21 protein-coding genes, 1 tRNA gene and 2 pseudogenes are annotated in these 25,335 nt (G+C 61.6%); 20 read left to right on the top strand and 4 right to left on the bottom strand.

From position 1 onward, the window contains the following. Positions 1-39 precede the first annotated feature (39 nt). From argS to ACS4RR_RS15855, 12 genes and pseudogenes are all read left to right on the top strand, one after another. Positions 40-1,797 carry an arginine--tRNA ligase gene (gene argS, locus ACS4RR_RS15910; RefSeq protein ID WP_170258536.1) on the top strand — a complete coding sequence of 586 codons (1,758 nt, stop codon included), beginning with the start codon at positions 40-42 and terminating at the stop codon, positions 1,795-1,797. A 62-nt stretch (positions 1,798-1,859) separates the two neighbouring features. Beyond that, on the top strand, positions 1,860-5,060 hold the full coding sequence (locus ACS4RR_RS15905; RefSeq protein ID WP_456189009.1) for an SPOR domain-containing protein: 3,201 nt from the start codon (positions 1,860-1,862) through the stop codon (positions 5,058-5,060). Between the two features lie 115 nt (positions 5,061-5,175). Continuing rightward, positions 5,176-6,189 (top strand): beta-N-acetylhexosaminidase, encoded by a 1,014-nt coding sequence (nagZ, locus tag ACS4RR_RS15900; RefSeq protein WP_260110731.1) that lies wholly within the window; start codon positions 5,176-5,178, stop codon positions 6,187-6,189. A gap of 18 nt (positions 6,190-6,207) precedes the next feature. Then, positions 6,208-7,065 (top strand): segregation and condensation protein A, encoded by an 858-nt coding sequence (locus ACS4RR_RS15895; protein ID WP_170258533.1) that lies wholly within the window; start codon positions 6,208-6,210, stop codon positions 7,063-7,065. Then, positions 7,062-7,778, top strand: coding sequence for an SMC-Scp complex subunit ScpB (gene scpB, locus ACS4RR_RS15890; protein WP_260110732.1), 717 nt, complete (start codon positions 7,062-7,064; stop codon positions 7,776-7,778). Before ACS4RR_RS15895 ends, scpB begins: the two co-directional genes overlap by 4 nt. Positions 7,779-7,959: 181 nt before the next feature. Further along, positions 7,960-8,151: a twin-arginine translocase TatA/TatE family subunit gene (locus ACS4RR_RS15885; protein ID WP_018073376.1), complete on the top strand. Its 192-nt coding sequence runs from the start codon at positions 7,960-7,962 to the stop codon at positions 8,149-8,151. A 51-nt stretch (positions 8,152-8,202) separates the two neighbouring features. After that, positions 8,203-8,815 (top strand): annotated as a pseudogene (tatB, locus tag ACS4RR_RS15880) (Sec-independent protein translocase protein TatB). Beyond that, the gene (gene tatC, locus ACS4RR_RS15875; RefSeq protein ID WP_260110733.1) at positions 8,812-9,639 is read left to right on the top strand and encodes a twin-arginine translocase subunit TatC; all 828 of its coding nucleotides are present in this window, start codon (positions 8,812-8,814) and stop codon (positions 9,637-9,639) included. Before tatB ends, tatC begins: the two are co-directional and overlap by 4 nt. Positions 9,640-9,740: 101 nt before the next feature. Continuing rightward, positions 9,741-11,024 carry a serine--tRNA ligase gene (serS, locus tag ACS4RR_RS15870; RefSeq protein WP_260110734.1) on the top strand — a complete coding sequence of 428 codons (1,284 nt, stop codon included), beginning with the start codon at positions 9,741-9,743 and terminating at the stop codon, positions 11,022-11,024. A gap of 4 nt (positions 11,025-11,028) precedes the next feature. Continuing rightward, positions 11,029-11,802 carry a 5'/3'-nucleotidase SurE gene (surE, locus tag ACS4RR_RS15865; protein WP_260110735.1) on the top strand — a complete coding sequence of 258 codons (774 nt, stop codon included), beginning with the start codon at positions 11,029-11,031 and terminating at the stop codon, positions 11,800-11,802. Next, positions 11,799-12,452 carry a protein-L-isoaspartate(D-aspartate) O-methyltransferase gene (locus ACS4RR_RS15860; protein WP_017964059.1) on the top strand — a complete coding sequence of 218 codons (654 nt, stop codon included), beginning with the start codon at positions 11,799-11,801 and terminating at the stop codon, positions 12,450-12,452. Before surE ends, ACS4RR_RS15860 begins: the two co-directional genes overlap by 4 nt. Before the next feature lie 241 nt (positions 12,453-12,693). Beyond that, on the top strand, positions 12,694-14,298 hold the full coding sequence (locus ACS4RR_RS15855) for a M23 family metallopeptidase (protein WP_170280563.1): 1,605 nt from the start codon (positions 12,694-12,696) through the stop codon (positions 14,296-14,298). 54 nt (positions 14,299-14,352) lie between these two features. On the opposite strand, the gene ACS4RR_RS15850 is transcribed toward ACS4RR_RS15855, so the two are convergent. Continuing rightward, entirely contained in the window at positions 14,353-15,225 is an 873-nt protein-coding gene (locus ACS4RR_RS15850) for an ATP-binding protein (RefSeq protein WP_260110736.1), read from the bottom strand. A 310-nt stretch (positions 15,226-15,535) separates the two neighbouring features. Between ACS4RR_RS15850 and yajC the strand changes: the two genes are divergently transcribed. The 5 genes from yajC to ACS4RR_RS15825 all read left to right on the top strand — a co-directional run bounded on the left by yajC (position 15,536) and on the right by ACS4RR_RS15825 (position 20,259). Next, positions 15,536-15,883 carry a preprotein translocase subunit YajC gene (yajC, locus tag ACS4RR_RS15845; protein ID WP_003558894.1) on the top strand — a complete coding sequence of 116 codons (348 nt, stop codon included), beginning with the start codon at positions 15,536-15,538 and terminating at the stop codon, positions 15,881-15,883. A gap of 45 nt (positions 15,884-15,928) precedes the next feature. Beyond that, the gene (gene secDF / locus ACS4RR_RS15840) at positions 15,929-18,469 is read left to right on the top strand and encodes a protein translocase subunit SecDF (protein ID WP_260110737.1); all 2,541 of its coding nucleotides are present in this window, start codon (positions 15,929-15,931) and stop codon (positions 18,467-18,469) included. 4 nt (positions 18,470-18,473) lie between these two features. Next, positions 18,474-18,860, top strand: a complete 387-nt coding sequence (locus tag ACS4RR_RS15835; protein WP_003539009.1) for an Mth938-like domain-containing protein — start codon at positions 18,474-18,476, stop codon at positions 18,858-18,860. A 2-nt stretch (positions 18,861-18,862) separates the two neighbouring features. After that, complete coding sequence (locus ACS4RR_RS15830; RefSeq protein ID WP_260110738.1) at positions 18,863-19,720, top strand: phytoene/squalene synthase family protein; 858 nt, start codon at positions 18,863-18,865, stop codon at positions 19,718-19,720. A gap of 71 nt (positions 19,721-19,791) precedes the next feature. After that, positions 19,792-20,259 (top strand): hypothetical protein, encoded by a 468-nt coding sequence (locus ACS4RR_RS15825; protein ID WP_017964066.1) that lies wholly within the window; start codon positions 19,792-19,794, stop codon positions 20,257-20,259. A 111-nt stretch (positions 20,260-20,370) separates the two neighbouring features. Here the strand turns inward: ACS4RR_RS15825 and trmFO are convergent. The 3 genes and pseudogenes from trmFO to ACS4RR_RS15810 all read right to left on the bottom strand — a co-directional run bounded on the left by trmFO (position 20,371) and on the right by ACS4RR_RS15810 (position 22,482). Further along, positions 20,371-21,803 (bottom strand): annotated as a pseudogene (gene trmFO / locus ACS4RR_RS15820) (methylenetetrahydrofolate--tRNA-(uracil(54)-C(5))-methyltransferase (FADH(2)-oxidizing) TrmFO). A 93-nt stretch (positions 21,804-21,896) separates the two neighbouring features. After that, positions 21,897-22,040 carry a DUF1127 domain-containing protein gene (locus ACS4RR_RS15815; RefSeq protein ID WP_003539017.1) on the bottom strand — a complete coding sequence of 48 codons (144 nt, stop codon included), beginning with the start codon at positions 22,038-22,040 and terminating at the stop codon, positions 21,897-21,899. A 295-nt stretch (positions 22,041-22,335) separates the two neighbouring features. After that, the gene (locus ACS4RR_RS15810; RefSeq protein ID WP_003539019.1) at positions 22,336-22,482 is read right to left on the bottom strand and encodes a DUF1127 domain-containing protein; all 147 of its coding nucleotides are present in this window, start codon (positions 22,480-22,482) and stop codon (positions 22,336-22,338) included. An 869-nt stretch (positions 22,483-23,351) separates the two neighbouring features. On the opposite strand from ACS4RR_RS15810, the gene ACS4RR_RS15805 reads away from it, so the two are divergent. The 3 genes from ACS4RR_RS15805 (at position 23,352) to ACS4RR_RS15795 (ending at position 25,280) form a co-directional block, all read left to right on the top strand. Continuing rightward, positions 23,352-24,455 carry a DUF2157 domain-containing protein gene (locus tag ACS4RR_RS15805; protein ID WP_222383830.1) on the top strand — a complete coding sequence of 368 codons (1,104 nt, stop codon included), beginning with the start codon at positions 23,352-23,354 and terminating at the stop codon, positions 24,453-24,455. Next, the gene (locus tag ACS4RR_RS15800; RefSeq protein WP_456189008.1) at positions 24,452-25,042 is read left to right on the top strand and encodes a GDYXXLXY domain-containing protein; all 591 of its coding nucleotides are present in this window, start codon (positions 24,452-24,454) and stop codon (positions 25,040-25,042) included. Before ACS4RR_RS15805 ends, ACS4RR_RS15800 begins: the two co-directional genes overlap by 4 nt. Before the next feature lie 153 nt (positions 25,043-25,195). Continuing rightward, positions 25,196-25,280 (top strand) — tRNA-Leu (locus ACS4RR_RS15795). The last annotated feature ends 55 nt before the right edge of the window (positions 25,281-25,335 follow it).

Genomic DNA, 25,335 nt, shown 5'->3' with positions numbered 1-25,335 from the left:
ATTTGAGCCTTTGGCACAGCCTATGCATGGAAGAGTGCGATGAACCTTTTTACCGACTTCGAAGCCAGGATCAAAACCGCCCTTGAACAGATCGATCAGGTCAGGGAAAAGCGATCCGAGCTCGATTTCGGCCGCATCACCGTCGAGCCGCCGCGTGACGCGAGCCATGGCGATGTCGCGACCAATGCCGCGATGGTGCTGGCAAAACCGCTCGGAACCAACCCGCGCGCGCTGGCCGATGTCATCATCGCCAAGCTGAAAGAGGATTCCGACGTCGCCGATGTCTCGGTCGCGGGTCCGGGCTTCATCAACATCCGTCTCGCCGTCGGCTACTGGCAGCGGCTGCTCGCCTCGATGATCGGTGCCGGTACCGATTACGGTCGCTCGACGCTTGGAAACGGCAGGAAGGTCAACGTCGAATATGTCTCGGCCAACCCGACCGGCCCGATGCATGTCGGCCATTGCAGGGGTGCCGTCGTCGGCGACGCGCTTGCCAACCTGCTCGCTTTTGCCGGTTACGGTGTCGAGAAGGAATATTACATCAACGACGCCGGCTCGCAGATCGATGTGCTCGCCCGCTCCGTCTTCCTGCGCTATCGCGAAGCGCTCGGCGAAAAGATCGGCGAAATCCCCTCGGGTCTCTATCCCGGCGACTATCTCGTGCCCGTCGGCCAGTCGCTTGCCGCCGATTACGGCGTGCGGCTGCACAACATGCCGGAAGAACAATGGATGCCGGTCGTCAAGGACCGCACGATCGATGCGATGATGGTGATGATCCGCGACGATCTGGCGGCGCTGAACGTCCATCACGACGTCTTCTTCTCCGAACGCACCCTGCATGCCAATGGCGCGGCCGCGATCCGCACCGCGATCAACGACCTGACCTTCAAGGGCTATGTCTACAAGGGCACGCTGCCACCGCCGAAGGGCCAGCTTCCCGAGGACTGGGAGGATCGCGAACAGACCCTGTTCCGTTCGACCGAGGTGGGCGACGATATCGACCGGCCGCTGATCAAGTCGGATGGCTCCTACACCTATTTCGCCGCCGACGTCGCCTACTTCAAGAACAAGTTCGACCGTGGTTTCGACGAGATGATCTATGTGCTTGGCGCTGACCATGGCGGTTACGTCAAACGCCTGGAAGCGGTTGCACGCGGCGTTTCGGACGGTAAGGCGAAGCTGACTGTGCTGCTCTGTCAGCTCGTCAAGCTCTATCGCAACGGCGAACCGGTGAAGATGTCGAAGCGCTCGGGCGATTTCGTCACGCTTCGGGACGTCGTCGAAGAAGTCGGCCGTGATTCGGTCCGGTTCATGATGCTTTACCGCAAGAATTCCGAACCGCTCGACTTCGATTTCGCCAAAGTGACGGAACAATCGAAAGATAATCCAGTCTTCTACGTGCAATATGCGCATGCTCGCTGCATGTCGGTCTTCCGGCAGGCGAGGGAGGCTTTTCCCGACCTCGATGTCTCGCCCGAGAAACTCGCGAAAACCGTTGCAGGCATTGGCGATCCGGCCGAATTGCAGCTCGTCGCCAAGCTTGCTGAATTCCCGCGTGTCGTCGAGGCAGCGGCCCAGTCGCAGGAGCCGCATCGCATCGCTTTTTACCTCTACGACGTCGCCAGTTCCTTCCACGCGCACTGGAACAAAGGTAAAGATCAGACGGAATTACGATTTGTTAATGATAAAAACCGAGAATCAAGTATTGCCAGACTTGGGCTGGTGTACGCCGTCGCGTCGGTTTTGAAGTCGGGACTCGCCATTACAGGCACTGCCGCACCGGACGAAATGCGATAACGTCACCATTTCCCCACAATGCGCTGGCATTTGAGCGTTGGCGTTTGCGAGTGGGAATAGGCATGGCTGATAAACAACTTGCGTATGATACGCGCGGAAAAAACGATCTGTTTGACGACGATGATCCGTTGGCTGAACTTGCCCGTATCGTCGGCTTCGAGCCGCGTGTTGCAGCGAATACGGTGACCGAGGCCGAACGCCGCGAGCCCGCCCTTGATCTCGAGGACGAGTTGGGGCGTGAGTTCGACCGTTACGATTCGCCCCGTCCGCTCGCAGAGCTCGACCGGCCCGCCGAGCCGATCTCTGATGATATGCTTGAAGATTACGTCGAGCCGGTTCTCGATACTTCTCCGGCTGCCGAAAATGCGGAGGTTCCTGAGCCGGTTTCCGTCGCCGCGGTTGAGGCTGAAGAAGCAGCTGTGCCTGCGGCCGCCGACTGGGCGGAGCATCTTTCCCCCGAGCCCGAGGCATCGCTGCAATCAGCATTCGGCGGTGCACGCGATCTGATCGAGGAGCTTGAGCTGTCGATCGGCGCCGCACCCGTCTCTTCGCTGGCGCAGCCCGCCAAGGCGCCGCAATGGTCGGCTGCCAGCATCCGGCTACCGCTTGCCAATTTCCATGCTCCGAAACGCGAAGAAGCGGTTGTTTTGCCGGAGGCTGTGGCCGAAATGGTCGTGGCACCGGCAGCTGAAGTGCCGTCTGTCGATCTTCCTGTCCTGGAGCCTGAACCTGTCATCGAACCGCCGGCGCCTGTCGCCGCTATAGAGCCTTCCGAGGAATTCGAATCCGCTTCACCGTCGCTTGGCTTCCCCGCTGAACTCGACCGCCATGATGAGGTGATCGCGCCGGAAGAGACTGCGGAGGCCGAAGAATTCATCGAAGTCGAGGAGGAACCGGAGGATTTCGGGTCCGATGCCGGTTTCGATCTGATCGCCGCCGCCGTCGAGGGCGAGATCCAGGCCGATGCCGCGCTGACCGAGGTCGTGCCTGATGTTCCGCACACCGCCGGCACTTTCGATCTTGACGATCTGCTTGCCGACGTCTCGCGTTATCCGGTGCCGCAACGTGCCAATCCGGCGCCCGTCACGCCGCCGCCCGCATCGATCGAGGCCGCGCCCATTCCTGCCGCCCCCGTGGCAGACGCACCTGTCCAGACCGAGGTGATCGCCCCCCCACCAGTCGCCGGCCCAGTGTCCGTCCGGCCTGCTCCGGTCTATGCAGCCGAAGCCGCACGGCCAGTCGCGCCGCAGCTTGCAGAGGTCGTTGCGCCAGAGCCTGCTGCAACGGCATATTCGCGGGCGCCGCAGCCGATACCGGAAGCCGAAGACCCCTTCGCCGGCCATGATTTCGAGTTGGATCTTGCCGGCATCGAGCTGGAGCTCGCCGATCTCGATTTCTCCGAGCCGTCCGAGCCCGCGCCGCAGCCTGAGGTGCCGGCGCCTGCTCCCCAGCAGGCCGCGGCCGTCCCGCCTCGGTCCGCCCCCGTTTTTGCTCCTGAGCCGCAAACTCCGGCTTACCAGCAGGATGCTGCCCCCTCACGGCCGGCTCCGGCCTACGTTCCCGAGCCGCAGGCTCCAGCACCGGCTCCGTCTTTCAACTGGGCGTCAGCCGGCGACTCAACCGAAGACCTGCCATTCGATCCGGCGATGATCTCTGACCCGGAGGATCGTCCCGAGACCGTCGACGACATGCACGTGCCGGCGCTGCCGCCAGTGGAGCAGCCCGCCCCGATCGCGAAAACCGCAGATTACGAGTTCGATCTCGACGCAGAGATCGCCAGCTTCTTTGAACCGGCCAAGCCGCGGGAAACACCGGCGCCTGCCCGGGATACGGCTGCCGCCGCGGCAAAGCCTGTCAAGCCTACCATCGCCGATGGCCTCGATGATTTCGAACGGGCGCTGGAGGAGGATTTCCGCCGCAGCGTGCGTGAACCGGTCGAGCGCCGTGAGACCTCCGAAGTTCGGATCAAATCGGCAAGCCAGGCCGCTGATTTCAGCCGCGCCCGGTCGATGCGTCGGCTGCTCGCCGGGGCCGTCGTGCTCGTGGTCTTTGGCGGCGTCGGTTATGGCGTCTATTCCTCCGTCTGGAACGGCGAGGGGCTCGGCATTGTCGCGTCCGGTGAGCCGCGTGTGATCACCGCCGACAAGGAGCCGGTCAAGGTCGTTCCGGAAAATCCTGGCGGCAAGACCGTGCCGAACCAGGATAAGGCCGTTTACGACCGCGTTGCGGGTTCTGCCGAAGAGCCGAAGCAGAAGGCGCTCGTTTCTTCCGACGAGGCGCCCGTCGATGTCGTCCAGCGCACGCTGACACCGGAAGCGCTGCCTGAGGACGACGAGAACGCCAACGCCGACGATCAGGTCACGCCGACTGCGGTCGGTGAGACGGAGGATCCGCGTCTGCTGCCGGACCAGGACAACACCGACAAGGCTCTCGCAAGCGACGCCGACAAGACGCCGTCGGTTTCGCCGCGCAAGGTCCGCACGATGATCGTCAAGCCTGACGGTACGTTGGTCGCCCGCGAGGAGCCTGCGCCCGTCGATCAGCCTGCGGCGTCTGCCCCGGCGACGCAATCTGCCCGGGTGACACAGTCTGCCCAGGCGACACAGTCTGCCCAGCCGACGCCGCCGGCTCAGCCACCGTTGACGGCTCAGTCGACCCCGCCCGTGCCGCCAGTCGGTGGAACGGCTGCGAGCTTCCCGGCAAGCGCCGAGATCGCTTCTGCCGATGCTCGTTCTGCAGCCCCGGTCGAAACCGCGCCGGTACAGCCGTCGCTCGCCGGCAGTGCGGATGCGCAGGCCGCAAACCCGGCCCCGGTCGCTCCACCGGTGCGCCCGGTCAAGAGCTCGGCGATCACCGATACCGCTCCGATCCCCACCGCCCGTCCGGCCGATCAGCCCGTCACCGTCGTCGGCACCGTGACCGAGAAGGGCAATGTCCGCCCGCCCGCGCAGCAGCCGAAGACGACTGAGGTCGCGGCCGCAGCGCCAGTCGCCGCAAAGCCACAGCAGGCTGCATCCGCCGGCGGCTACGGCATCCAGATCGCCTCGCTGCCTTCGGAAGACGAGGCGACCAAATCCTATGCCAACCTGTCGAAGAAATTCGCCAGCGTGCTTAGTGGCCGCAATCATGAGATCCGCAGGGCCGATATCGCCGGCAAGGGCACTTTCTATCGTGTCCGCATTCCGGCCGGTTCCAAGGACGAGGCCGCAGCACTCTGCGAACAGTATCGCGCAGCGGGCGGAAGCTGCCTGATCTCCAAGTAGATCGGTTTTTTTGGATAGAATATAAGGGCGGCGGGCCGGATCGGTCCGCGGCTCTTTTCTGTGCATCGCGCCCGACCTTGCTCGCATTTGGCCGGGCGCCGTCTATGATTCCGATATGACCGAATCAAAAGCGATGATCCTTGGCTGTAGCGGCCTTGCCCTCACATCCGAAGAGAAGGCCTTTTACCGGGGCGAACGACCCTGGGGCTTCATCCTCTTCGGGCGCAACATCTCCGAAGCGCCGCAGATCGCCGATCTCGTCGCCGAATTGCGCGACAGCGTCGGCTGGCATGCGCCGGTGCTGATCGACCAGGAGGGCGGCCGCGTCCAGCGCATCCGTCCGCCCGTTCTGGCGCGTTATCCTTCCGGCCAGGCGCTCGGCGATCTCTATCGCCGCGATCGCGCGCTCGGCCTGCGCGCCGCCTGGCTGATGTCGCGGCTGCACGCCTTCGACCTTTCGAGCCTCGGCATCGATGTCGATTGCCTGCCGGTGCTCGATGTGCCGGTCGAGGGCAGCAGCAACGTCATCGGCGACCGCGCCTATGGCGGCGATCCCGAAACCGTCATCGCGATGGGAAAAGCGGCTGCCGCAGGGCTGAAGGCCGGCGGCCTGTTGCCTGTAATGAAGCATATGCCCGGCCACGGTCGCGGCTTTGCGGATTCACATCTGGAGCTGCCTGTCGTCACTGTCTCGCGCCATGAGCTGGAACTCCATGATTTTCCACCCTTTGTCGCGATGAAGGACGAGTTGATGGCGATGACCTGTCACGTCGTTTTCGCCGCCATCGATCCGGACAATCCAGCGACGACCTCGCGCAAGGTGATCGATGGCATCATCCGCGAACACATCGGCTTTAATGGTCTGCTGCTCTCCGACGACAGCTCGATGAACGCTCTTTCCGGTGCGATCGGTGAACGTGCGGCGAATATCATTGCAGGTGGATGCGATATCGTGCTGCATTGCAACGGCAATATGGACGAGATGCTCGATGTCGTGGCAAATGTTCCGCCGCTCGCAGGCATATCGCTTGCCCGCGCAAAAGCGGTGGAAGCGGGCTTCGGGGCGCCGGATACTTCAGATGAAGCGGAATTGAGGATGGAATTCGAGGCGATGTTTGCGACGGTTTGATCGTAAGGGAACAGCTAGGTGAACACGGTCAAGGGCACGGAACGTCCGCAGGCGGCAACGCCAATGGACAAGCTGTGGCAGGATAACGGTGCCGAGCGCGCCAGCCACGAGCCGGCGCTGGTGATCGACGTTGCCGGCTTCGAAGGCCCGCTCGACCTGTTGCTCTATCTCGCCCGCAACCAGAAGGTCGACCTCTCGCGCATTTCGGTGCTGGCGCTCGCCGAGCAATATCTGCTGTTTATCGAAAGTGCCCGGCGTATTCGCATCGAGCTTGCCGCCGATTACCTCGTCATGGCAGCCTGGCTTGCCTATCTCAAGTCGAAGCTGCTCATTCCCCAGCAAGCCAAGGATGACGGCCCTTCCGGCGAGGAGCTGGCGGCAACACTCGCCTTCCGCCTGAAACGTCTCGAAGCCATGCGACAGGCGGCGGACGGCCTCGTCAACCGCAACCGCCTCGGCCGCGATATCTTCGTGCGCGGCGCGCCCGAGCATATTCCCGACCGACAGCAATCCGCTTATGCGGCAAGCCTCTACGATCTCCTGACCGCCTATGCGGCGCTGCGCCAGCGCCATGCCGTCACCCAGGTGACGATCGAGCGGCGTACCGTCTGGTCGCTGACCGACGCCCGCGAGCTGCTGACCCAGATGATCGGCGAGATCGGCGACTGGACAGCGATGGAGCATTATCTGCTGCGTTATCTCGCCGCGCCCGAGGAGCGCGTCACCGCAATCGCCAGCGCCTTTGCCGCCTCGCTGGAGCTGGTGCGCGAGGGCAAGCTCGAAATCCGCCAGGACGGCGCCTTTCAGCCGATATACATGCGCCGCGGTCCGAAACATGCCACACTGCAGGTGGTCGAACAGGAGCAGCCGGCTTGATCGATCCGAGGAGCGAAGAGGAATTCGACGGCAATTTCGAAGACCAGGGCCGCGACCTGCAGGCCGAGATCGAGGCCGAGCGCATCGCCGAGGCGCTGGTTTTCGCCTCCTCGCAGCCGGTCTCCGAAGGCTTCCTCGCCGAGCGCCTGCCTGAGAAGACCGACGTGCAGGCGATCATGCTGCGGCTGAAGGAGCAATATGCGCCGCGCGGCGTCAATCTCGTGCAGGTCGAAGGCGCCTGGGCCTTCCGCACCGCCGCCGACCTGTCCTTTGTCATCCGGCGTGATGACAATGAGGTGAAGAAGCTTTCGCGCGCCGCGCTGGAAGTGCTGGCGATCATCGCCTATCACCAGCCGGTGACGCGTGCCGAAATCGAGGATATCCGCGGCGTTCAGACCTCGCGCGGCACGCTCGACGTGCTGATGGAAGCCGGCTGGGTACGGTTTCGCGGCCGCCGGCGCACGCCGGGCCGGCCGGTGACATTGGGCACGACGCGCGATTTTCTCGACCATTTCGGCCTGGAAGAGTTGCGCGATCTGCCTGGCCTCGAAGAATTGAAGGGGGCGGGCCTGCTGTCGGGCCGCATCCCGGCGAACTTCAATATTCCCTCGCCGTTGATGAACGACGAATTGACCGAGGACGAAGATCCGATCACCCAGATGGATCTCGAAGAACTGGGGTTGCTGGCCCCGCGTTCTACCTCCGAAGATTGAAGGACTTCGTCTTGCTTTTGCCACGCATGACGAAAACATTAGTGCTCACCATTTTTCGACGGATCTGTGGCTTGTCACAAAGGGCGATACCGTGACATTAAGCACAGTTCAAAGGGCTTGATGTTGGAAACGGTGTGGGAAATTCTTACATTAGGGAACATCACAACAGGGAGTAAGCGTAATGGGTTCTTTTGGCATCTACCACTGGCTGATCGTTCTGGCGGTCGTGCTGTTGTTGTTCGGTCGCGGCAAGATTCCGGAACTGATGGGCGATGTCGCCAAGGGCATCAAAAGCTTCAAGAAGGGCATGACGGACGAGGACGCGCCGGACACGGCAAAGACCGTCGATCACAAGGCCGACGAAACGAAGTAACCAAGTCCGGGAAAAAGCGCAGCCCCCGCGCTTCCCGTCCAGGAGCCTTGCATGTTCGATATTGGCTGGACCGAGCTTTTGGTCATCGCGGTTGTACTGATCGTGGTGGTCGGTCCCAAGGATTTGCCGCCGATGCTGCGCGCTTTCGGCAAGATGACGCAGCGCGCCCGCAAGGTGGCGGGTGAATTTCGTGCGCAGTTCGACGAAGCGTTGCGCGAAGCCGAGCTTGACGACGTCCGGCAGACGATCAGCGACGCCCAGAAACTGAACCCGGTCAACAGCCTGCGCGAGGCGATGAACCCGCTTCGCCAGATGGGCAACGAGATCAAGGCCGACCTGCAGAAGTCGTCCACGATCACGGAAAACAAGACCGAGGTGCCGCCCAAGTGCTGTCGCAGCCCCGACGCCGTCGATGAGCCTGCCGGAAACGCCGCCATTGGTAGCGACGCCTGCGCCGTCGGAACCCGTCGCAGCAGCGATTGTTCAGGCCGATACAGTTGCCGCCAAGCCGAAACCCGTGCGCAAGCCGCGCGTGAAGGCTGCTGACAGGGTCGATGCTGCGGCCGCTATCGCCGTGCCTGTGGAAAAACCCAAACGCACGACGGCAGCCAGGAAGCCTGCAACGCCGAAGAAGCCGGCGCAGACGAAGAAGGACGAGGCATGAGCGGTGATATCGAAGACAAGCCGCAGCCGTTGATCGAGCACTTGATGGAGCTGCGCAAGCGGCTGATATGGTCGATCGGCGCGTTTTTCGTCGCCTTCATCGCATGCTTCTTTTTTGCCAAGCATCTCTTCAACTATCTGGTCATTCCCTACAAGACAGCCGTCGTGTGGGCGCATCTCGACGTCGAGAAGGCCCAGCTCATCTACACCGCGCCGCAGGAATTCTTCTTCACGCAGGTCAAGGTGGCGATGTTCGGCGGCCTTGTGGTCGCGTTCCCGATCATTGCCGCCCAGGTCTACAAGTTCGTGGCGCCCGGTCTCTACAAGAACGAGCGCCAGGCTTTCTTGCCGTTCCTGATCGCCTCACCGGTCCTGTTCCTGATGGGCGGCGCGCTCGTCTATTTCTTCTTCACGCCGATGGTCATGTGGTTCTTCCTGTCGATGCAGCAGGCGCCGGGTCATGACGAGATAGCGATCTCGCTGATGCCGAAGGTCTCGGAATATCTGAGCCTGATCATGACGCTGGTCTTCTCCTTCGGTCTGGTCTTCCAGCTTCCCGTCGTCACCACGCTGCTCGCCCGTGTCGGTCTTCTGACGTCGCAATGGCTCGCCGAAAAGCGCAAGTTTGCCATCGTCCTCGCCTTTGTCGTCGCTGCCGTGCTGACGCCGCCGGACCCGATGTCCCAGATCGGCCTTGCGATCCCGACGATCCTTCTCTACGAGATTTCCATCTATGCGGCGCGACTCGTGGAGCGCCAGCGTGCCCGGCAGGCGGTCGAAGAGGACACCGGATCCGCGGACGTTGCCAAGACGGACAGCGTCTGAGCGGCGATCCCAATCCCCCTTTGTGAACGCCGTTTCACATCCGGTCGAGGCCCGATCAGGCTTTGGCTGGGCCATCTCTGTTGCAACGACCTGGAACGACGATGCTCGATATCAAATGGATCCGTGAGAATCCCGAAGCGCTCGATGCCGCCCTTGCCAAGCGCGGCGCGGAGCCTCTGGCCCAAAGCCTCGTTGCCCTCGATGAAAAGCGGCGCTCCGCCGTGCAGAAGGCGCAGGATTTGCTGTCTCGCCGCAACCTCGCCTCCAAGGAGATTGGTGCGGCGATGGCTCAAAAGAATAGCGAGCTTGCCGAGAAGCTAAAGGCCGAGGTCGCCGAACTCAAGACCCTGCTGCCGGCGATCGAGGAAGAGGATCGGCAACTGACGGCCGAACTCAACGACGCTTTGTCGCGCATCCCGAACATCCCCTTCGACGATGTCCCGGTTGGCAAGGACGAGCATGACAATGTCGTCACCCGCACCGTCGGCGAAAAGCCGCGCTGGAACCACACGCCGAAGGAGCACTTCGAAATCGGCGAGGCGCTCGGCTATATGGATTTCGAGCGCGCCGCCAAGCTCTCCGGCTCGCGCTTCACGGTTCTGACCGGGCCGCTCGCCAAGCTCGAGCGCGCGCTCGGCCAGTTCATGATCGATCTCCACACCAGCGAGCACGGCTATACCGAGGTCAGCTCGCCACTGATGGTGCGCGACGAGGCTGTTTATGGCACCGCCCAGCTGCCGAAATTCGCCGAGGATCTGTTCAGGACGACGGACGGCCGCTGGTTGATCCCGACGGCCGAAGTGACGCTGACCAATCTGGTGCGCGAGGAAATCCTCGATCAGGAAAAGCTGCCGCTCCGCTTCACCGCGCTGACGCCGTCCTTCCGCTCGGAAGCAGGCTCTGCCGGCCGTGATACGCGCGGCATGCTGCGCCAGCACCAGTTCTGGAAATGCGAACTCGTCTCGATCACCGATGCCGAGAGCGCCGTTGCCGAGCATGAACGCATGACCGCCTGCGCCGAGGAAGTGTTGAAACGCCTCGGCCTGCATTTCCGCACCATGACGCTTTGCACCGGCGATATGGGCTTCGGCTCGCGCAAGACCTACGATCTCGAAGTGTGGCTGCCGGGACAGAATGCCTTCCGTGAAATCTCCTCCTGCTCGATCTGCGGCGATTTTCAGGGCCGCCGAATGAACGCGCGGTATCGCGGCAAGGAAGACAAGAGCAACAGGTTCGTCCACACGCTGAACGGTTCCGGCACGGCCGTCGGCCGCTGCCTGATCGCCGTCCTCGAAAATTATCTGAATGAGGACGGTTCCGTCACGATTCCGGACGTTTTGCTGCCTTATATGGGCGGATTGACCAAGATCGAACGGGCGGCCTGAGGCGATGCGCATCCTGCTTACGAATGACGACGGCATTCATGCCGAAGGCCTTGCCGCGCTGGAGCGGATCGCGCGCACGCTGTCCGACGATGTCTGGATCGTGGCGCCGGAGACCGACCAGAGCGGTCTTGCCCATTCGCTGAGCCTCTCCGAACCTCTGCGGCTGCGCAAGATTTCCGAAAAGCACTTCGCCCTGCGCGGCACGCCGACCGATTGCGTCATCATGGGCATCAGGCAGGTGATGGACATCAAGCCGGACCTTGTCCTCTCCGGCGTCAATTCAGGCTCGAACGTTGCCGACGACGTGACCTATTCCGGCACGATTGCCGGCGCCATCGAGGGCACCATGCAGGGCGTGCGCTCCTTCGCGCTCAGCCAAGCCTATCTCTATGAGGACGGCGCGCGCATCGTGCCCTGGGAGGTCTGTGAGACGCATGCCCCGGCTCTTTTGGAAAAGCTGATGGTCCTGGACCTGCCGGAGGGCACGTTCCTCAATCTCAACTTCCCGAACTGCCGTCCCGACGAAGTCGATGGCGCCGAGGTGACCATGCAAGGCAAGCTGGCCTTCAATGTGCAGGTCGACGCCCGCTCCGACGGCCGGGGATTTCCTTACTACTGGCTGAAGTTTGGCGAACGCGCCGGCGCCTTCATCGAAGGCACCGATATTCACGCCCTGAAGCATAATAAGATTTCGGTAACGCCTTTGAAACTGGATCTGACCGATTATTCCGTGACGGACCGCGTGGCGCGGGCCTTGGAATACGGAGCACAAGTTTGACGGCAAGACTGGCGGAGAAGGAGGGCTTTGCTGCGCTGGTCCTTAGATTGCGTGCCGAAGGCATCTCCGATCTCGATCTGCTGACGGCGGTCGAGCAGACGCAGCGCTCACAGTTTGTGCCGCCGCAATTTGCCGACGACGCCTATTCGAGCCGGACGATCCCGATCGAATGCGGCTCTTTTCTCGAAGGCATCGATTTTGCCGTCCGCATCCTGCATCACCTGAAGCTCAAGCCCGGCCAACGCGTCCTGGAGATCGGCACCGGAAGTGGCTTTACCGCCGCCGTCATGGGCCGCGTGGCCGAGCGTGTCCTGTCCATCGACCGCTACAAGACGCTGACGACGGCAGCGCAACGGCGCATGGAATCGCTTGGCCTGCGCAGCGTCATCATCCGCCACGCCGACGGCAGCGCCGGCATGCAGGGTGAGGGCACCTTCGACCGCATCCTGGTGACGGCCGCCTTCAACGCGATGCCGCGCTTCTATACCGACCAGCTCGTTTCCGGCGGCTCGATGATCGCGCCGCTGATGATTTCCGAGAATGAGTGTCGCATGGTGCGGCTGACGAAAACCGGCAGCCGTTTCGAACGCGAGGAACTGTTCGACGCTCCATATCTGCCGATCGTTCCGCGCCTTGCCTCACTGCTGTAGATGTCGACGACTTCAGGCCGCATCGGCCTGAAATCCGACCAACAAAAAACCAGAGGATGAGGTTGTGCGAAAGCCACTCAGGCTTTTTGGGATCATGCTCGGCACACTGCGATTTTTCACCCGTAAGCTATGGTTATCAACTTCTCAAAAATATCGCACTGATTCCAGCATCTTAACCGCGTGGTAATACTAACGCGTTTTAATAGACTCACAAATGGTTGCGTTCTCAGTGGGTCGAGTCATGCGTTTCAATCTTTCGCCAAAGTTCGGGAAGTCGGCCGGTAACCTTCTGGTTGTTGGCCTGCTGGCAAGTGCCGCAACGGGCTGTAGTTCCGATGTGACACGGTTTGGCGGCTTGTTTTCCTCCTCCGGGCAGGACCAGATCACCACAAGTTCCATTCCGCGCAGGAATATGAACGGTTCTCAGGGCGATCCGGTGCCGCGCGCCGATCTCGGCGGTTCGGCCGTTGCCAGCCAGTCGGGCTACGGCGGCGGCAATGACGCGCTGAACCAGCCTTATCCCGCACGCCAGGGTTACGATCCGACCCGCACGTCGAGCTCGAGCGCGCGTCTCGCTTCGGCGCCGGTCTCGGTGCAGCGTTCCGAGTTGGCGGCGCCGACGGCTGTTGCCCCCTCCCGGCAGCGGGAAAAGGAAGTCGCGCTCGCCCAGCCTTTCCCGTCTGCGCCGCAGGCTGAAAAGCCGCGATTGGTCGCGCCGGCTGCGCCGAAGATGACGCCCGATACGCTGACGACCGGCACGACGCCGAAGGTTTCCGGCTGGTCCGCGACCAACGCGCCTTCCGTGACGCTGCGTCCGGGTGAAAGCATCGCCACGCTCTCCAGGCGTTTCGGCGTCCCGGAAAAAGAAATTCTGCGCGTCAATGCTCTGAGGACGGCATCTGCCGCCCAGCCTGGCCAGGCGATCCTGATCCCGACCTTCAACGGCGGCAATGCCGCCAAGGCGGCATCGCAAGCGGCTGACCTTTCCAAGCCCGCCAAGATGCCGGAGGCGCCGAAGACGCCTGAGCAGAACGTTGCCGTCATTCCAGGCGCCAATTCAGCCCGCGACAAGACGCTGGCGAGTGCCGATACCACCGGCAAAATTCCCGCCGGCACCGGCAAGGATCCGAAGGCGCCTGCCGGCACCTATGTCGTCAAGCAAGGTGATTCCCTGGCGAAGATTGCCAAGGCGACTGGCAGCAATGTCGACGACCTCAAGGCCGCCAATAATCTATCGGCCAACTCGCTCCGCATCGGTCAGGCCCTGAAGATCCCGAACGGCACCGCCGACAATATCAAGACCGCGTCGATCCCGGCCGAGAAGGTCGATTCGAAGCAGACCCAGCCGGCGGCTGCCCAGCAGACGGCGTCCGTTCAGCCCGCGCCCTATAAGGCGCCGGCCGCTACCCAGACCGTCGACGATGCCGAGAAGAAGTCGGACGTCAGCTCCGCCGCACCGGAATCAACCGGCATCGGCAAATACCGCTGGCCGGTGCGCGGCCAGGTCATTGCTTCATACGGCGCCAACGTCAACGGCAACCGCAATGACGGCATCGACATCTCGGTACCGCAGGGCACGCCGATCAAGGCCGCTGAAAACGGCGTCGTCATTTATGCCGGCAACGGCCTGAAGGAACTCGGCAACACCGTTCTCGTCCGTCACGACGACGGCACTGTCACCGTCTACGGCAACGCCGATACGCTGAGCGTCACCCGCGGCCAGAAGATCCAGCGCGGCCAGACCGTCGCCGTCTCCGGTATGAGCGGCGACGTCAAGCAGCCGCAGGTCCATTTCGAGGTGCGCAAGGACGCGTCCCCGGTCAACCCGATGACTTTCCTGGAATAGGTACTGCGTACCAGGAAGCGCAAAAGCCCGGCCAACAGCCGGGCTTTTGTTATTTCAGGCTCTGTCGATGTGAACGCGCATGCGCCCGGCCAAGTCCTGGATATACTGCCAGGCGACACGGCCGGAGCGGGCGCCGCGGGTCGTTGCCCATTCCAGCGCCTCGGCATGCATCTTGTCGCGTTCGAGCCCGAGCTTGAAATGATCGGCATAGCCATCGATCATGCCGAGATAATCCTCCTGGCTGCATTTGTGGAAGCCGAGCCAGAGGCCGAAGCGGTCGGAAAGCGAAACCTTCTCCTCGACCGCCTCCGATGGATTGATCGCCGTCGACTGCTCGTTTTCCATCATGTGGCGCGGCAGAAGGTGGCGCCGGTTGGAGGTGGCGTAGAACAGCACATTGTCCGGCCGCCCTTCGACGCCGCCGTCGAGTGCCGCCTTCAGCGACTTGTAGGCAGTGTCGTCGTGATCGAAGGAAAGATCGTCGCAGAAGACGATCACGCGGTAGGGCGTGTCCTTCAGGAGGTCGAGCAGATGGGGAAGGCTGGCGATATCCTCGCGATGGACTTCGACCAGCTTCAGCAAGATGCTGCTTTCGCGCCTGACATCTTCGTGGACGGCTTTGACCAGCGAGGATTTGCCCATGCCGCGCGCGCCCCAGAGCAGCACATTGTTGGCGGGATACCCCTCGGCGAAACGCACCGTATTTTCATGCAGGATGTCGCGCACATGATCGACGCCGCGGATGAGCGTCAACGCCACCCGGTTCGGCTTCTTGACCGGCTGCAGATGCTGGCGCAATGGCACCCAGACGAAACAGTCGGCAGCGTCCCAATCGTTGAGGGCAGGTGCCGGTCCGGCAAGACGTTCGACGGCGTCAGCGAGCCGTCTCAGTTCGGCGAGCAGGGCTGTGTTGATTTCCTCGGTCATCGGTGGCCTCCTGATTTCTCACTGCGGCAATCCGCTTTGATCTTTCGATGCCGCTAATGCATGTCGCCCGGAAGTGTGGAGCGGTTCCGGGATAACGACATGCTTGAAAACAAAAGATCTAAAGCGCGTCGCATCGATCAAGTTCGATGCGACGCGCTTTAGCATGGCGTTTTGACGGCGGAAAGGTTATGAGGCAGCGGAATCGGTACTGTTTCCGGCTGTTTCTGTTGCATTCATCGAAGCCGTAACTATAGTCCGGCAACCTGAAAAGAGAGGCGGAGCTCCGCCGCCCAAGCCTGAGGAGTTTAGCATGTTCATCACCCCGGCATTCGCCCAGAGCGCGACCGATACCGCAACGGGATTCGGCGGCTCCGGTTTCGAAATGATCATCCTGTTCGTGCCGCTGATGGTCGTCTGGTACTTCCTGCTGATCCGTCCGCAGCGCGCACAGGCAAAGAAGCGTGAGGAAACCCTGAAGGCGATCCGTCGCGGCGACCAGGTCGTCACCGGCGGCGGTCTCGTTGGCAAGGTCACCAAGGTCGTTGACGAAAAGGAAGTCGAAGTCGAGATCGCTGATGGCGTGCGTGTGCGCATTGTCCGCAGCGGCATCTCCGAAATTCGCGTCAAGGGTGAACCGGTCAAGGCCGACGCGGCGTAACAAGCGATAACGGCAGGACCGCCGGATCGGAAGATCGTCGAGAGAATGTTGCATTTTTCCCGCTGGAAAACACTTCTGATTTGGCTGGTCGCGTTTGCGGCCATCGTCATCGCTGCGCCCAATCTGCTGACTGAGGCGCAGCGATCCTCCCTGCCGGACTGGTTGGGGCACGACCGCTTGACGCTCGGTCTCGACCTGCAGGGCGGCTCGCATATCGTTCTGAAGGTCGAGCGTTCCGATGTCGTCAAGGACCGCCTGGAGGAGTTGGTCGCCAATGTGCGTAACGCGCTACGCGGCGCCGGCATCCGCTATACTGGGCTGACCGGCAATGACCAGACCGTCACCGTCCGCATCACCGATCCGGCCCAGACACAGGCGGCGGTCGATCTCCTGAAGCCGTTGACGACGGTTGGTGGACATTCCGGATCTGAGGTCGCGCTTCGGCAGGGCGAGGAGGGGCAACTCTCACTGCAGATTTCCGACGCCGGCATTACCGCTGATGTCGCTTCCGCCCGGAGCCGCTCGCTCGATATCGTTGGCCGCCGCATCGCCGGATTCGGCTATGAAAATTTCCTCGTTCGCCCCGATGGCGCCGACCGCATCGTCATGCAGGTGCTGGGATCGGTCGACGCCGAGCGGCTGAAGAACATCCTGAACCAGCCCGCCAAGCTTTCCTTTCATCTGATTGACGAAAGCATGTCGGGGCAGGAGGCGCTGAACGGCCGCTGGCCTGCAACGTCGCAAGTCCTTTATTCCCTCGACGATCCGCCGATTCCCTATCTCGTCGACCGCACGGCTTTTGTCACCGGCAGCAACATGATCGATATCGAGCCCATCGTCGATCCGCAGACGCAGGAGACCTCGATTGCCTACCGTCTCGATGCGGAAGGCACACAGCGGCTGGCGCAGGCGACGGAGCAGAATATCGGCAAGCACCTTGCCATCGTCTTCGACGACCAGGTGATGTCGTCACCGGTCATCGATGCGGCGATCACTGGCGGCGAGGGCCGGATTTCGGCAAACTTCTCCGAGGACGGCGTCCGCGACCTTGCGATCATGCTGCGCGCCGGCGCCTTGCCGGCGACGCTGACGAGCGTTGAGGAACGCAGCGTCAGCCCGAGCTTCGGCGCCGATTCCATCTTCAACGGTCTCGTTGCCGGCCTTGTCGCCGTCGTGCTGGTCGCAGCACTGATGATCGCCCTCTATCGTATTCTCGGCATCATCGCCGTCGTCTCGCTCTTCCTCAACCTGATCCTCATCGTCGCGGTGCTCAGTCTTGTCGGTGCGACGCTCACCTTGCCCGGGATTGCCGGCATCGTGCTGATCGTCGGCATGGCGGTCGATTCGAACGTACTGATCTACGAGCGCATCCGCGAAGAGGAAAAAACCACCCATTTCTTTGCCGAGGCCGTCGGCCGCGGTTTCTCGCGCGCATTTGCAACGATCGTCGACGCGAATGTGACGATCTTCATCGCCGCCATCATCCTCTTTTTCCTTGGCAGCGAATCCATCCGCGGTTTCGCGGTGACGCTGGCGGTCGGCATCCTGACGACCGTTTTCACGGCTTTCACGCTGACGCGCTCGATCGTTGCCGTCTGGCTGAGAAGGCGCCATCCCCGGCATCTGCCGAAGAGCGTGCTGACCCATCTTTTCGAACACGCCAATATCCGTTTCATGGGGATCCGCCGTTATGTCTTTACGGCGTCGGCGGTCATCTCGCTGATCGCCATGGCCGCCTTTGCTACCGTCGGACTGCATCTCGGCATTGATTTCACCGGCGGCTCGCTCATCGAGGTGACGGCAAAGCAGGGCAATGCCGACATCGCCGATCTCCACGAGCGCCTCAACGATCTCAATCTCGGTGAGATCCGTGTCGAACGCACGGGCGGGCCGTCGAATGCGCGGATCCGCATCGCTTCCCAGGGCGGCGGCGAAAATGCCGAGCAGTCGTCGGCGACGCTGGTGCGCGGCGAGCTCCAGGAAGATTATGATTTTCGCCGCGTCGAAGTCGTCGGCCCCGCCATCTCGGGCGAATTGACGATGATGGCGACGCTCGGCGTGCTGGCAGCACTTGCGGCGATCCTGATCTACATCTGGATCCGCTTCGAATGGCAATTCGCGGTCGGCGCCATCGTCGCAACGCTGCACGACGTCATCATCATGCTCGGTCTCTTCGTCCTCACCGGCATCGAGTTCAACCTGACGAGCATCGCCGCCGTGCTGACCATCGTCGGTTATTCCCTGAACGATACGGTCGTGGTCTACGACCGAATGCGCGAGAATCTGAAGCGATACAAGAAGATGCCGCTGCCGATCCTGATCGATGCATCGATCAACCAGACGCTGTCGCGCACCGTTTTGACCGCGGCGACGACGCTGATCGCCTTGCTGGCGCTCTTTCTCTTCGGCGGCGAAGTCATCCGTTCCTTCACCTTTGCGATGCTCTTCGGCGTCGCTCTCGGCACCTTCTCTTCGATCTATATCGCCGCTCCCGTGTTGATCGTCTTCCGGCTGCGGCCGGAGGCTTCCGACGGGGAAGAGAGCAACAAGACGGATGCTGGTGTAAAATCCGGCACGGTGGTTTGAAAACATGGCAAAAGGCATAGAAATCCGCGCCGCGCATTTCCCCGGGCGCGCTCCGATCGATGCTTATGGCAATGGCGGCTTTCGTTTTGCCGACATGTCGCATCGCGGCTCGATCCTTTGCCTGCCCTCCGGCATTCATGGCTGGGACATGGACATGTCGAAACCGCTGTCGCCTGAAAATTTTCGCCGGGTGCTGGATGAGGCCGCCGATATCGAGGTTCTGCTCGTCGGTACCGGAACCGAGCTTCGCCGTCTGCCCGAGGAATTGAGGCTGGCGCTGAAGTCGCGCGGCATCTCCTCCGATCCGATGAGCACCGGCGCTGCAGTCCGCACCTTCAATATCATGCTCGCCGAGCAACGCGCCGTCGCCGCGGCATTGATTGCGGTCTGACGATGACTGAAGCGCATATTGCGATGAACCAGGAGATCTGCCTGGCGATGCTGCGTGACAGCGATCGCGACCGCTATCTCGCCTGTCTGCTGTCGCCGGAGGAAAAGCGCGGCGCGCTTGCAGCTCTTTATGCCTTCAATGCCGAGCTTGCCCGCATCCGCGATCTCGTGCACGAGCCGTTGCCCGGCGAGGTGCGGCTACAATATTGGCACGACCTGCTGGAAGGCAGCGCACACGGCTCGACGGCAGCCAATCCCGTCGCAGCAGCCCTTCTGACCGCGATCGAAACGCACCGCCTGCCGCGCAAGACGCTGATCGACATGATCGAGGCCCGCACCTTCGATCTCTATGACGATCCGATGGAGACACGCCTTTCGCTTGAAGGCTATGCCGGTGAAACGGCATCGGCCCTAATCCAGCTCGCAAGTCTCGTGCTGTCGCCGGAGGAAGCCGCACGATCGGCCGACGCCGCCGGCCATGCCGGCGTCGCCCAGGCGGTCGCCGGATTGCTGCTGCTGATGCCGCTGCATCGCCGCCGCGGCCAGGTGTATATTCCGCTGCAGATCCTTTCCGCCACCGGTCTCGATCGCGATGCCTTCCTTGCTGGAAAAGACAGGCCGCGCATCTCTGCTGCCATCGAGGCCTTAGCCGGTCTTGGTCGCGAACATCTGGTGAAGGCGAGGGCGGCGGGGCCGATTGCGCCGGCCGTCTTTCCAGCCTTCCTGCCGGCGACGCTTGCCGAACCGGTGCTCGTCAAAGCGCAGAAGCGAGGCGCGTTGCTGTTCGACCGACCGCTGCAGCCGCCGCAATGGCGCCGCCAGCTGCGAATGGGACTGGCAGCAACCCGCCGGAAAATCTGATATCGGTCAAATTCGCGCAAGTCTCGCGCGTTACAAGGCTTCCACCGCTACCCTTTGAACGGAGACTCGGCGTGGGCATTATCGTCTGGTGCGTTCTTTTCGCCATCGTCATTTTCATTGCTTTTGTGGCAACGCGCATGGCCGCGCAGAACAAGGAAGACGGCCTGCATGACACGGGCCTCGCCATCATCGAATTCGGTCGCGCCTTTCCGAACGAGGCGATCCGTCAGTTGCAGGCGACGGAAAACGGTCAGGCGGTCTTCGTGCGCCTGCATGACAACAAGGCGGGCTTCATGCGCAACATGTCGCGCCACTTCGCCTGCCATCTGATCGAGCCGGGTCGGGTGCGCGTGGTGGGCTCGGAAACGGGCCGGGGACTGGTGATCGACTTCCTCGATGCACCCTATCACAACGCTGATTTCGAATTCGCTTCCGCCAAGGAAGCTTCGGAGGTTTCGCTTTGGCTGCTCGGCAATTATATCGCAGAGCCGGATAAAGATCTGCCGACAGGCAATATTTCGGCGGCGAACAAGCAGTAATGCATGTCGCCCAAAAGTGTGCAGCGGTTTTGGGAGGACGACATGCATAAAGGCAAAGACTTCGAGCGGGTCGCATGAACCGGTTCGATGCGACGCGTTTGAAAACGCCGGTCAGGCGCTTTCGGCAAGCGTCGATTCTTGACCCAGCCAGGCGGCGCAATCTGTAAGAGCGCGCCGGGCGATCAACTGCCGCTTCATGATCGTCTTGTCCTTGCCACGAAAGCGCTTGACGCCTTCAGGCTTGACGATCGAACCCGGCTGGAGCTCCGGAAACAGCCCGAAATTGATGTTCATCGGCTGGAACGATCGTTTGCCCGGCTCTTCGTCGGTGACCAGGTGTCCGCCGGTGATATGACCGAGCAGCGAGCCGAGCGCTGTCGTCGCCGGCGGCGGCGAGATCGCCTCACCCTTGCGTTCGGCGGCGGCGAAACGCCCGGCCAACAGCCCGACGCTGGCGCTTTCCACATAACCCTCGCAGCCGGTGATCTGGCCGGCGAAACGCAGGCCGGGCCGCGATTTCAGCGTCAGCGACGGGTCGAGCAAGGTAGGGGAGTTGATATAGGTATTGCGGTGAAGCCCGCCGAGACGGGCGAATTCCGCATTTTCCAGACCCGGGATCATCCGGAAGATGTCAGCCTGTGCGCCATATTTCAGCTTCGTCTGGAAGCCAACCATATTGTAGAGCGTGCCAAGTGCATTGTCCTGCCGCAGTTGCACGACGGCATAGGCCTTGACCGTCGGATTATGCGCGTTCGTCAGCCCCATCGGCTTCATCGGTCCGTGGCGCAGTGTCTCGCGGCCGCGTTCGGCCATCACCTCGATCGGCAGGCAGCCGTCGAAATAAGGCGTACCCTCCCATTCCTTGAAGCCGACCGTGTCGCCTGATATCAGCGCGTCAACGAAGGCATTGTACTGCGCCTCGTCCATCGGGCAGTTGATGTAATCCTTGCCGGTGCCGCCAGGCCGACCTTGTCGTAGCGCGACTGATACCAGCAGATATCCATGTCGATGCTCTCGCGGTAGACGATCGGCGCGATGGCGTCGAAAAAGGCGAGCAGATCCTCGCCGGTTTCCGCCTGGATGGCACTCGCGAGCGACGGCGCCGTCAACGGTCCGGTGGCGACGATGGCAAGATCCCAATCCTTCGGCGGCAGGCCGGTGACCTCTTCACGCACGACGGTGATCAGCGGGTGGTCATGGACCGCTTTGGTCACTGCCTCGGAGAAACCGTCGCGATCGACGGCGAGCGCACCACCGGCCGGTACCTGGCATCGATCGGCAGCGGCCATGATCAGCGAGCCCGCCATGCGCATCTCAGCATGGATGACGCCGACGGCATTGCTGGTCGCATCATCGGACCGGAAAGAATTGGAGCAGACAAGTTCGGCAAGACCATCGGTCTTGTGCGCATCCGTGCCGCGCACCCCGCGCATTTCATGCAGGAGGACCGGAACGCCGGAATTGGCGATCTGCCAGGCGGCTTCCGAACCTGCAAGCCCACCGCCGACGACGTGGATAGGGGAATAGGAGGAGATCGTGTTCATTCCGGGCTGATATCATGTCGGCCGGTGCGATCCAACACCCCGAAATCAAAAACGGCGCCCTGGGGCGCCGTCTTGGAAGCATCGTACTCGCTATTAGCGGAACGAGCGGGATGCGATATTCCGGATGTCGTAGCGGCTAACGCCGATATCGGACAGGGTCTGGTTCGAAAGGCCGCCGAGTTCATTGAGCGTGCGACGGTAGCTGAGCCAGCTTCTTGCAATGCGGATCGGGTTCATTGTCTTCTTCCTATGTCCGCGGGACGGCGGGATCGCCTGTCTCTCTGCGGTTGATGTTTATATAGGCGAGAACCGTCCGATTGTGCAGTGCAAATAAAAGGCGTCTGCCATGCAATTGTGCACTATGATGCTCTTCAATTAAGCAGAGGATATTTTTTGAGCGGGCTAAACAAGCGGAAAAACATGCAACCACCGCGGCCACCACGTGCAGACAAAAGAAAACGCCCGCTGCGGATACAGCGGGCGTTTCAATCGAGAATAATCCTGCTTGGGAGGAGCAGCGGATCGCCTGGAATTAGCGGTGAGAAGCCTCACGGGCAACGCGATGGATGTCCGAACGGTCGATGCCGAGATCGTGCAATTCGCGGTTGGTCATGCGGCCGAGTTCCGTGACGGTCTGACGATACTTGCGCCAGTTATTGAAAGAGCGAGAGAAGTTCATGTTAAGCCCCTTTCCGAGGGTTTTATTCGCCAGCAGCCACCGATCGGCGCTGACCTCTATTTGATAACTGGAATATATGTTGCGATGCGAAAGACTAAAACAGCCAAGTTTTCAGATCACCTATGCGAGATATGCAATGCTCAAAAGGTATTTGACGCAGACTTACCATTTTTTGGCCAACGAATAGGCAGAATGACTTTTGAGAAAGCAGTTCGATTTGGAGAGGCGAATGAAGTGCCATAGCAGAAAACGCTGCTTCCTCCGGTGATTCCGCTCGTCCTTCCGCTGCAAAGAGGCGTTCCGCTTCGGATTGGAAGTCGCCCACCCCTTCGCGGGGTTGGTGGTGCGGCGTGACGACAATGTGGCATGACGGCGCCCTGCGACGAAAATCCTCTCACCGCCAAGGCCTTAATGAAGCTTTGGCTATACAAAAACGCCCGCCGGGGGAGGATCCGGCGGGCGTGTTATGGTGACTGACAACTGGGAGGAGGAGTGTTGCCAGTCTATCGCAGCGCGCTGGGAGGAGGAGTGCGCGACTGCAGATCTCGTCACGGACAAAGCATCCGCGGGCCTCCGGCTAGTGCCGGGCCGGGGCGCCATCCCCGTGCTTTGATGTGTTGTTCAATAGTATGGCTAATGAATATTGTGCAGCGCAATAAATTCATGCCGGATATGCGAAATACGCATATCTCTCCGTCCATAGGCTTATATTAGCGCTTCTGGCGTTAGCGGCTGGTTAACACTCGGTACTATTTAGACCAGTGAGGAACTTGTATGTTTGTTGCAGAGCGTTTGCGGACACCGGTCCTGCGTCTATAACGGCGTGAGCCGCAGGCCGCAGTCGGCGTTGCAGAAATAAGGGGTAGGGCATGTATCGCGGCAGATTGGAGCGGGATCTCTCGCTCTGGGTAGGCAAAGGCCTGCTCAGGCAGGAAACGGCGGGCGCGCTTCTCGCCGAATATGATAGCCGCCCGGCAAGCTTCAGCCTCGGCCGGGTGCTGATGGCGCTGGCGGCGGTGCTGCTTGCCGCCGCCATCCTGCTGGTCGTCGCCTCCAATTGGGAGGCCATCCCGCGCCTCGTCCGCGTCGGCGCCATCCTTGCCCTGATCTGGGTCGTGCACATCGCCGCTGCCCGTCTGCTCGCCCGCGGTGCGACGGCGGCGGCAGGAGGGTTGCTGGTCATCGGCGCGATGAGCTTCGGCGGCGCCATCTCGCTGGTCGGCCAGATGTATCATCTCTCCGGCGATGAACAGACGGTAATGTATCTCTGGTTCGCCATCGCGACGATCTCGGCGATCCTGTTCCGTTCGGGCGCAGTGGCCGTCGTCGCGGGCGTCCTCTCCTGGGCGTCGTTTGCCCTCTATCTTGAGAACCACGACACGCATTGGATAGGCTTCGATCCCTGGATGGCGCCTCTCATGGCGGCAATCGTCATCGGGTTGGTGCGTTATACCGGCGCCGAGCGGGCCCGCCATCTCGCCTATCTGCTGCTGATCGGCTGGCTCGCCTGGCTCTACACTCTTTATGAGGAGATCGCCGTGGCGCTTGCCTTCGCGATCGGCGGCATGGCGGCGTTCGTGCTGACGGCGTTGCCGCTCCGGCCTATTGCCTCCCTGGTCAGGAGCGCCGGCGCGGCCCCGGCCTTCTACAGCTTCCTTGTCGCCGGGATCGGCTTGCTGCTGCTGCATATCGAGATCGAGGACGGCTGGCGGCTGGTGGTGCTCGGAGTGGCGACACTTGCCGCTTCGGTGCTGGCGATTGCCCTGCATGGCAGGGATAATGGCGCGGTGCGTTATCTCGCTTATACGATTTTTGCCGCGGAGATGCTCTATCTCGCCTCCGTCACCGTCGGCTCGATCCTCGGCACGTCGAGCCTCTTCCTCTTCTCCGGTCTCGTGGTGGCACTTGTCGCCTGGATCGTCATCCGTCTCGAGCGGCGTTTTTCGGCGAATGCACAGGGGGAGGGCGCATGAACTCGTTCATGGCAAGGCTGCCATCCGGCAAGGGCTATCTGCTTTCGGCGATTATCGTCGCCGGTCTGCAGACCCTGATCCTCGGCACAATCATCCAGAGCCGGGCGTCGATCCTCAGCGATGGCGCAGAAGTGCTGCTGAAGACGGCGCCCGTCGATCCGCGTGATTTCCTGCGCGGCGATTATGTCGTCTTGAACTACGACATTTCCTCTGTGCCGGTGCAGACGGTCTCCGGTGGCATTCCGGCAGAGCCAGGCGAACGCGTGCTATGGGTCCGGTTGAAGAAGCAGGAAGACGGTTTCTGGACGGTGATCGAATCGTCCTTTCACGAACTGCCTCTGCAGCCGGAGACCGTGATCCTGCGCAGCCAGCCATTTTATAGTGGCGGACTTGCCGCCGGCGACAGCATGCGTGTCGAATACGGCATCGAGCGCTACTACGTTCCAGAAGGCGAGGGCAAGCCGATCGAGGAGGCCCGCAATGACGGCAACGTCGCCATCGCAGTGCGTGTCTCGCCGGATGGAAGCGCACAGATCTGCAGCCTTCTCGTTGACGGCAAGCCGGTTTACGACGAGCCGCTTTACTGATCGGGCGGCACTTCGGAGGAGTGCGGCTCCAGGGCCGCAAATCCCCTGTCATTTGCCGTTCATTTTTCCTTTGCCTCGACCAAATCGGGTGATATAGAGACGCCGCGCTCCGGAAGGCCTCATGCGCAGGCATAGGCATGCGGTTTTGTGAACGCGGGTATGGTGAAATTGGTAGACACGCCAGATTTAGGTTCTGGTGCCGCAAGGCGTGGGAGTTCAAGTCTCTCTACCCGCACCAAGCTGTTTGCAGGCGGGAGACTGAAATCGGTCGGCTTAGGGCAGCCGAGAGTTGT

It is taken from the genome of Rhizobium zaerense, assembly GCF_051810725.1.
Lineage (GTDB): Bacteria > Pseudomonadota > Alphaproteobacteria > Rhizobiales > Rhizobiaceae > Rhizobium > Rhizobium leguminosarum_I.
The sequence above is the reverse complement of the archived record's forward strand: the minus strand, read 5'-3'. Positions and strand labels throughout refer to the sequence as shown.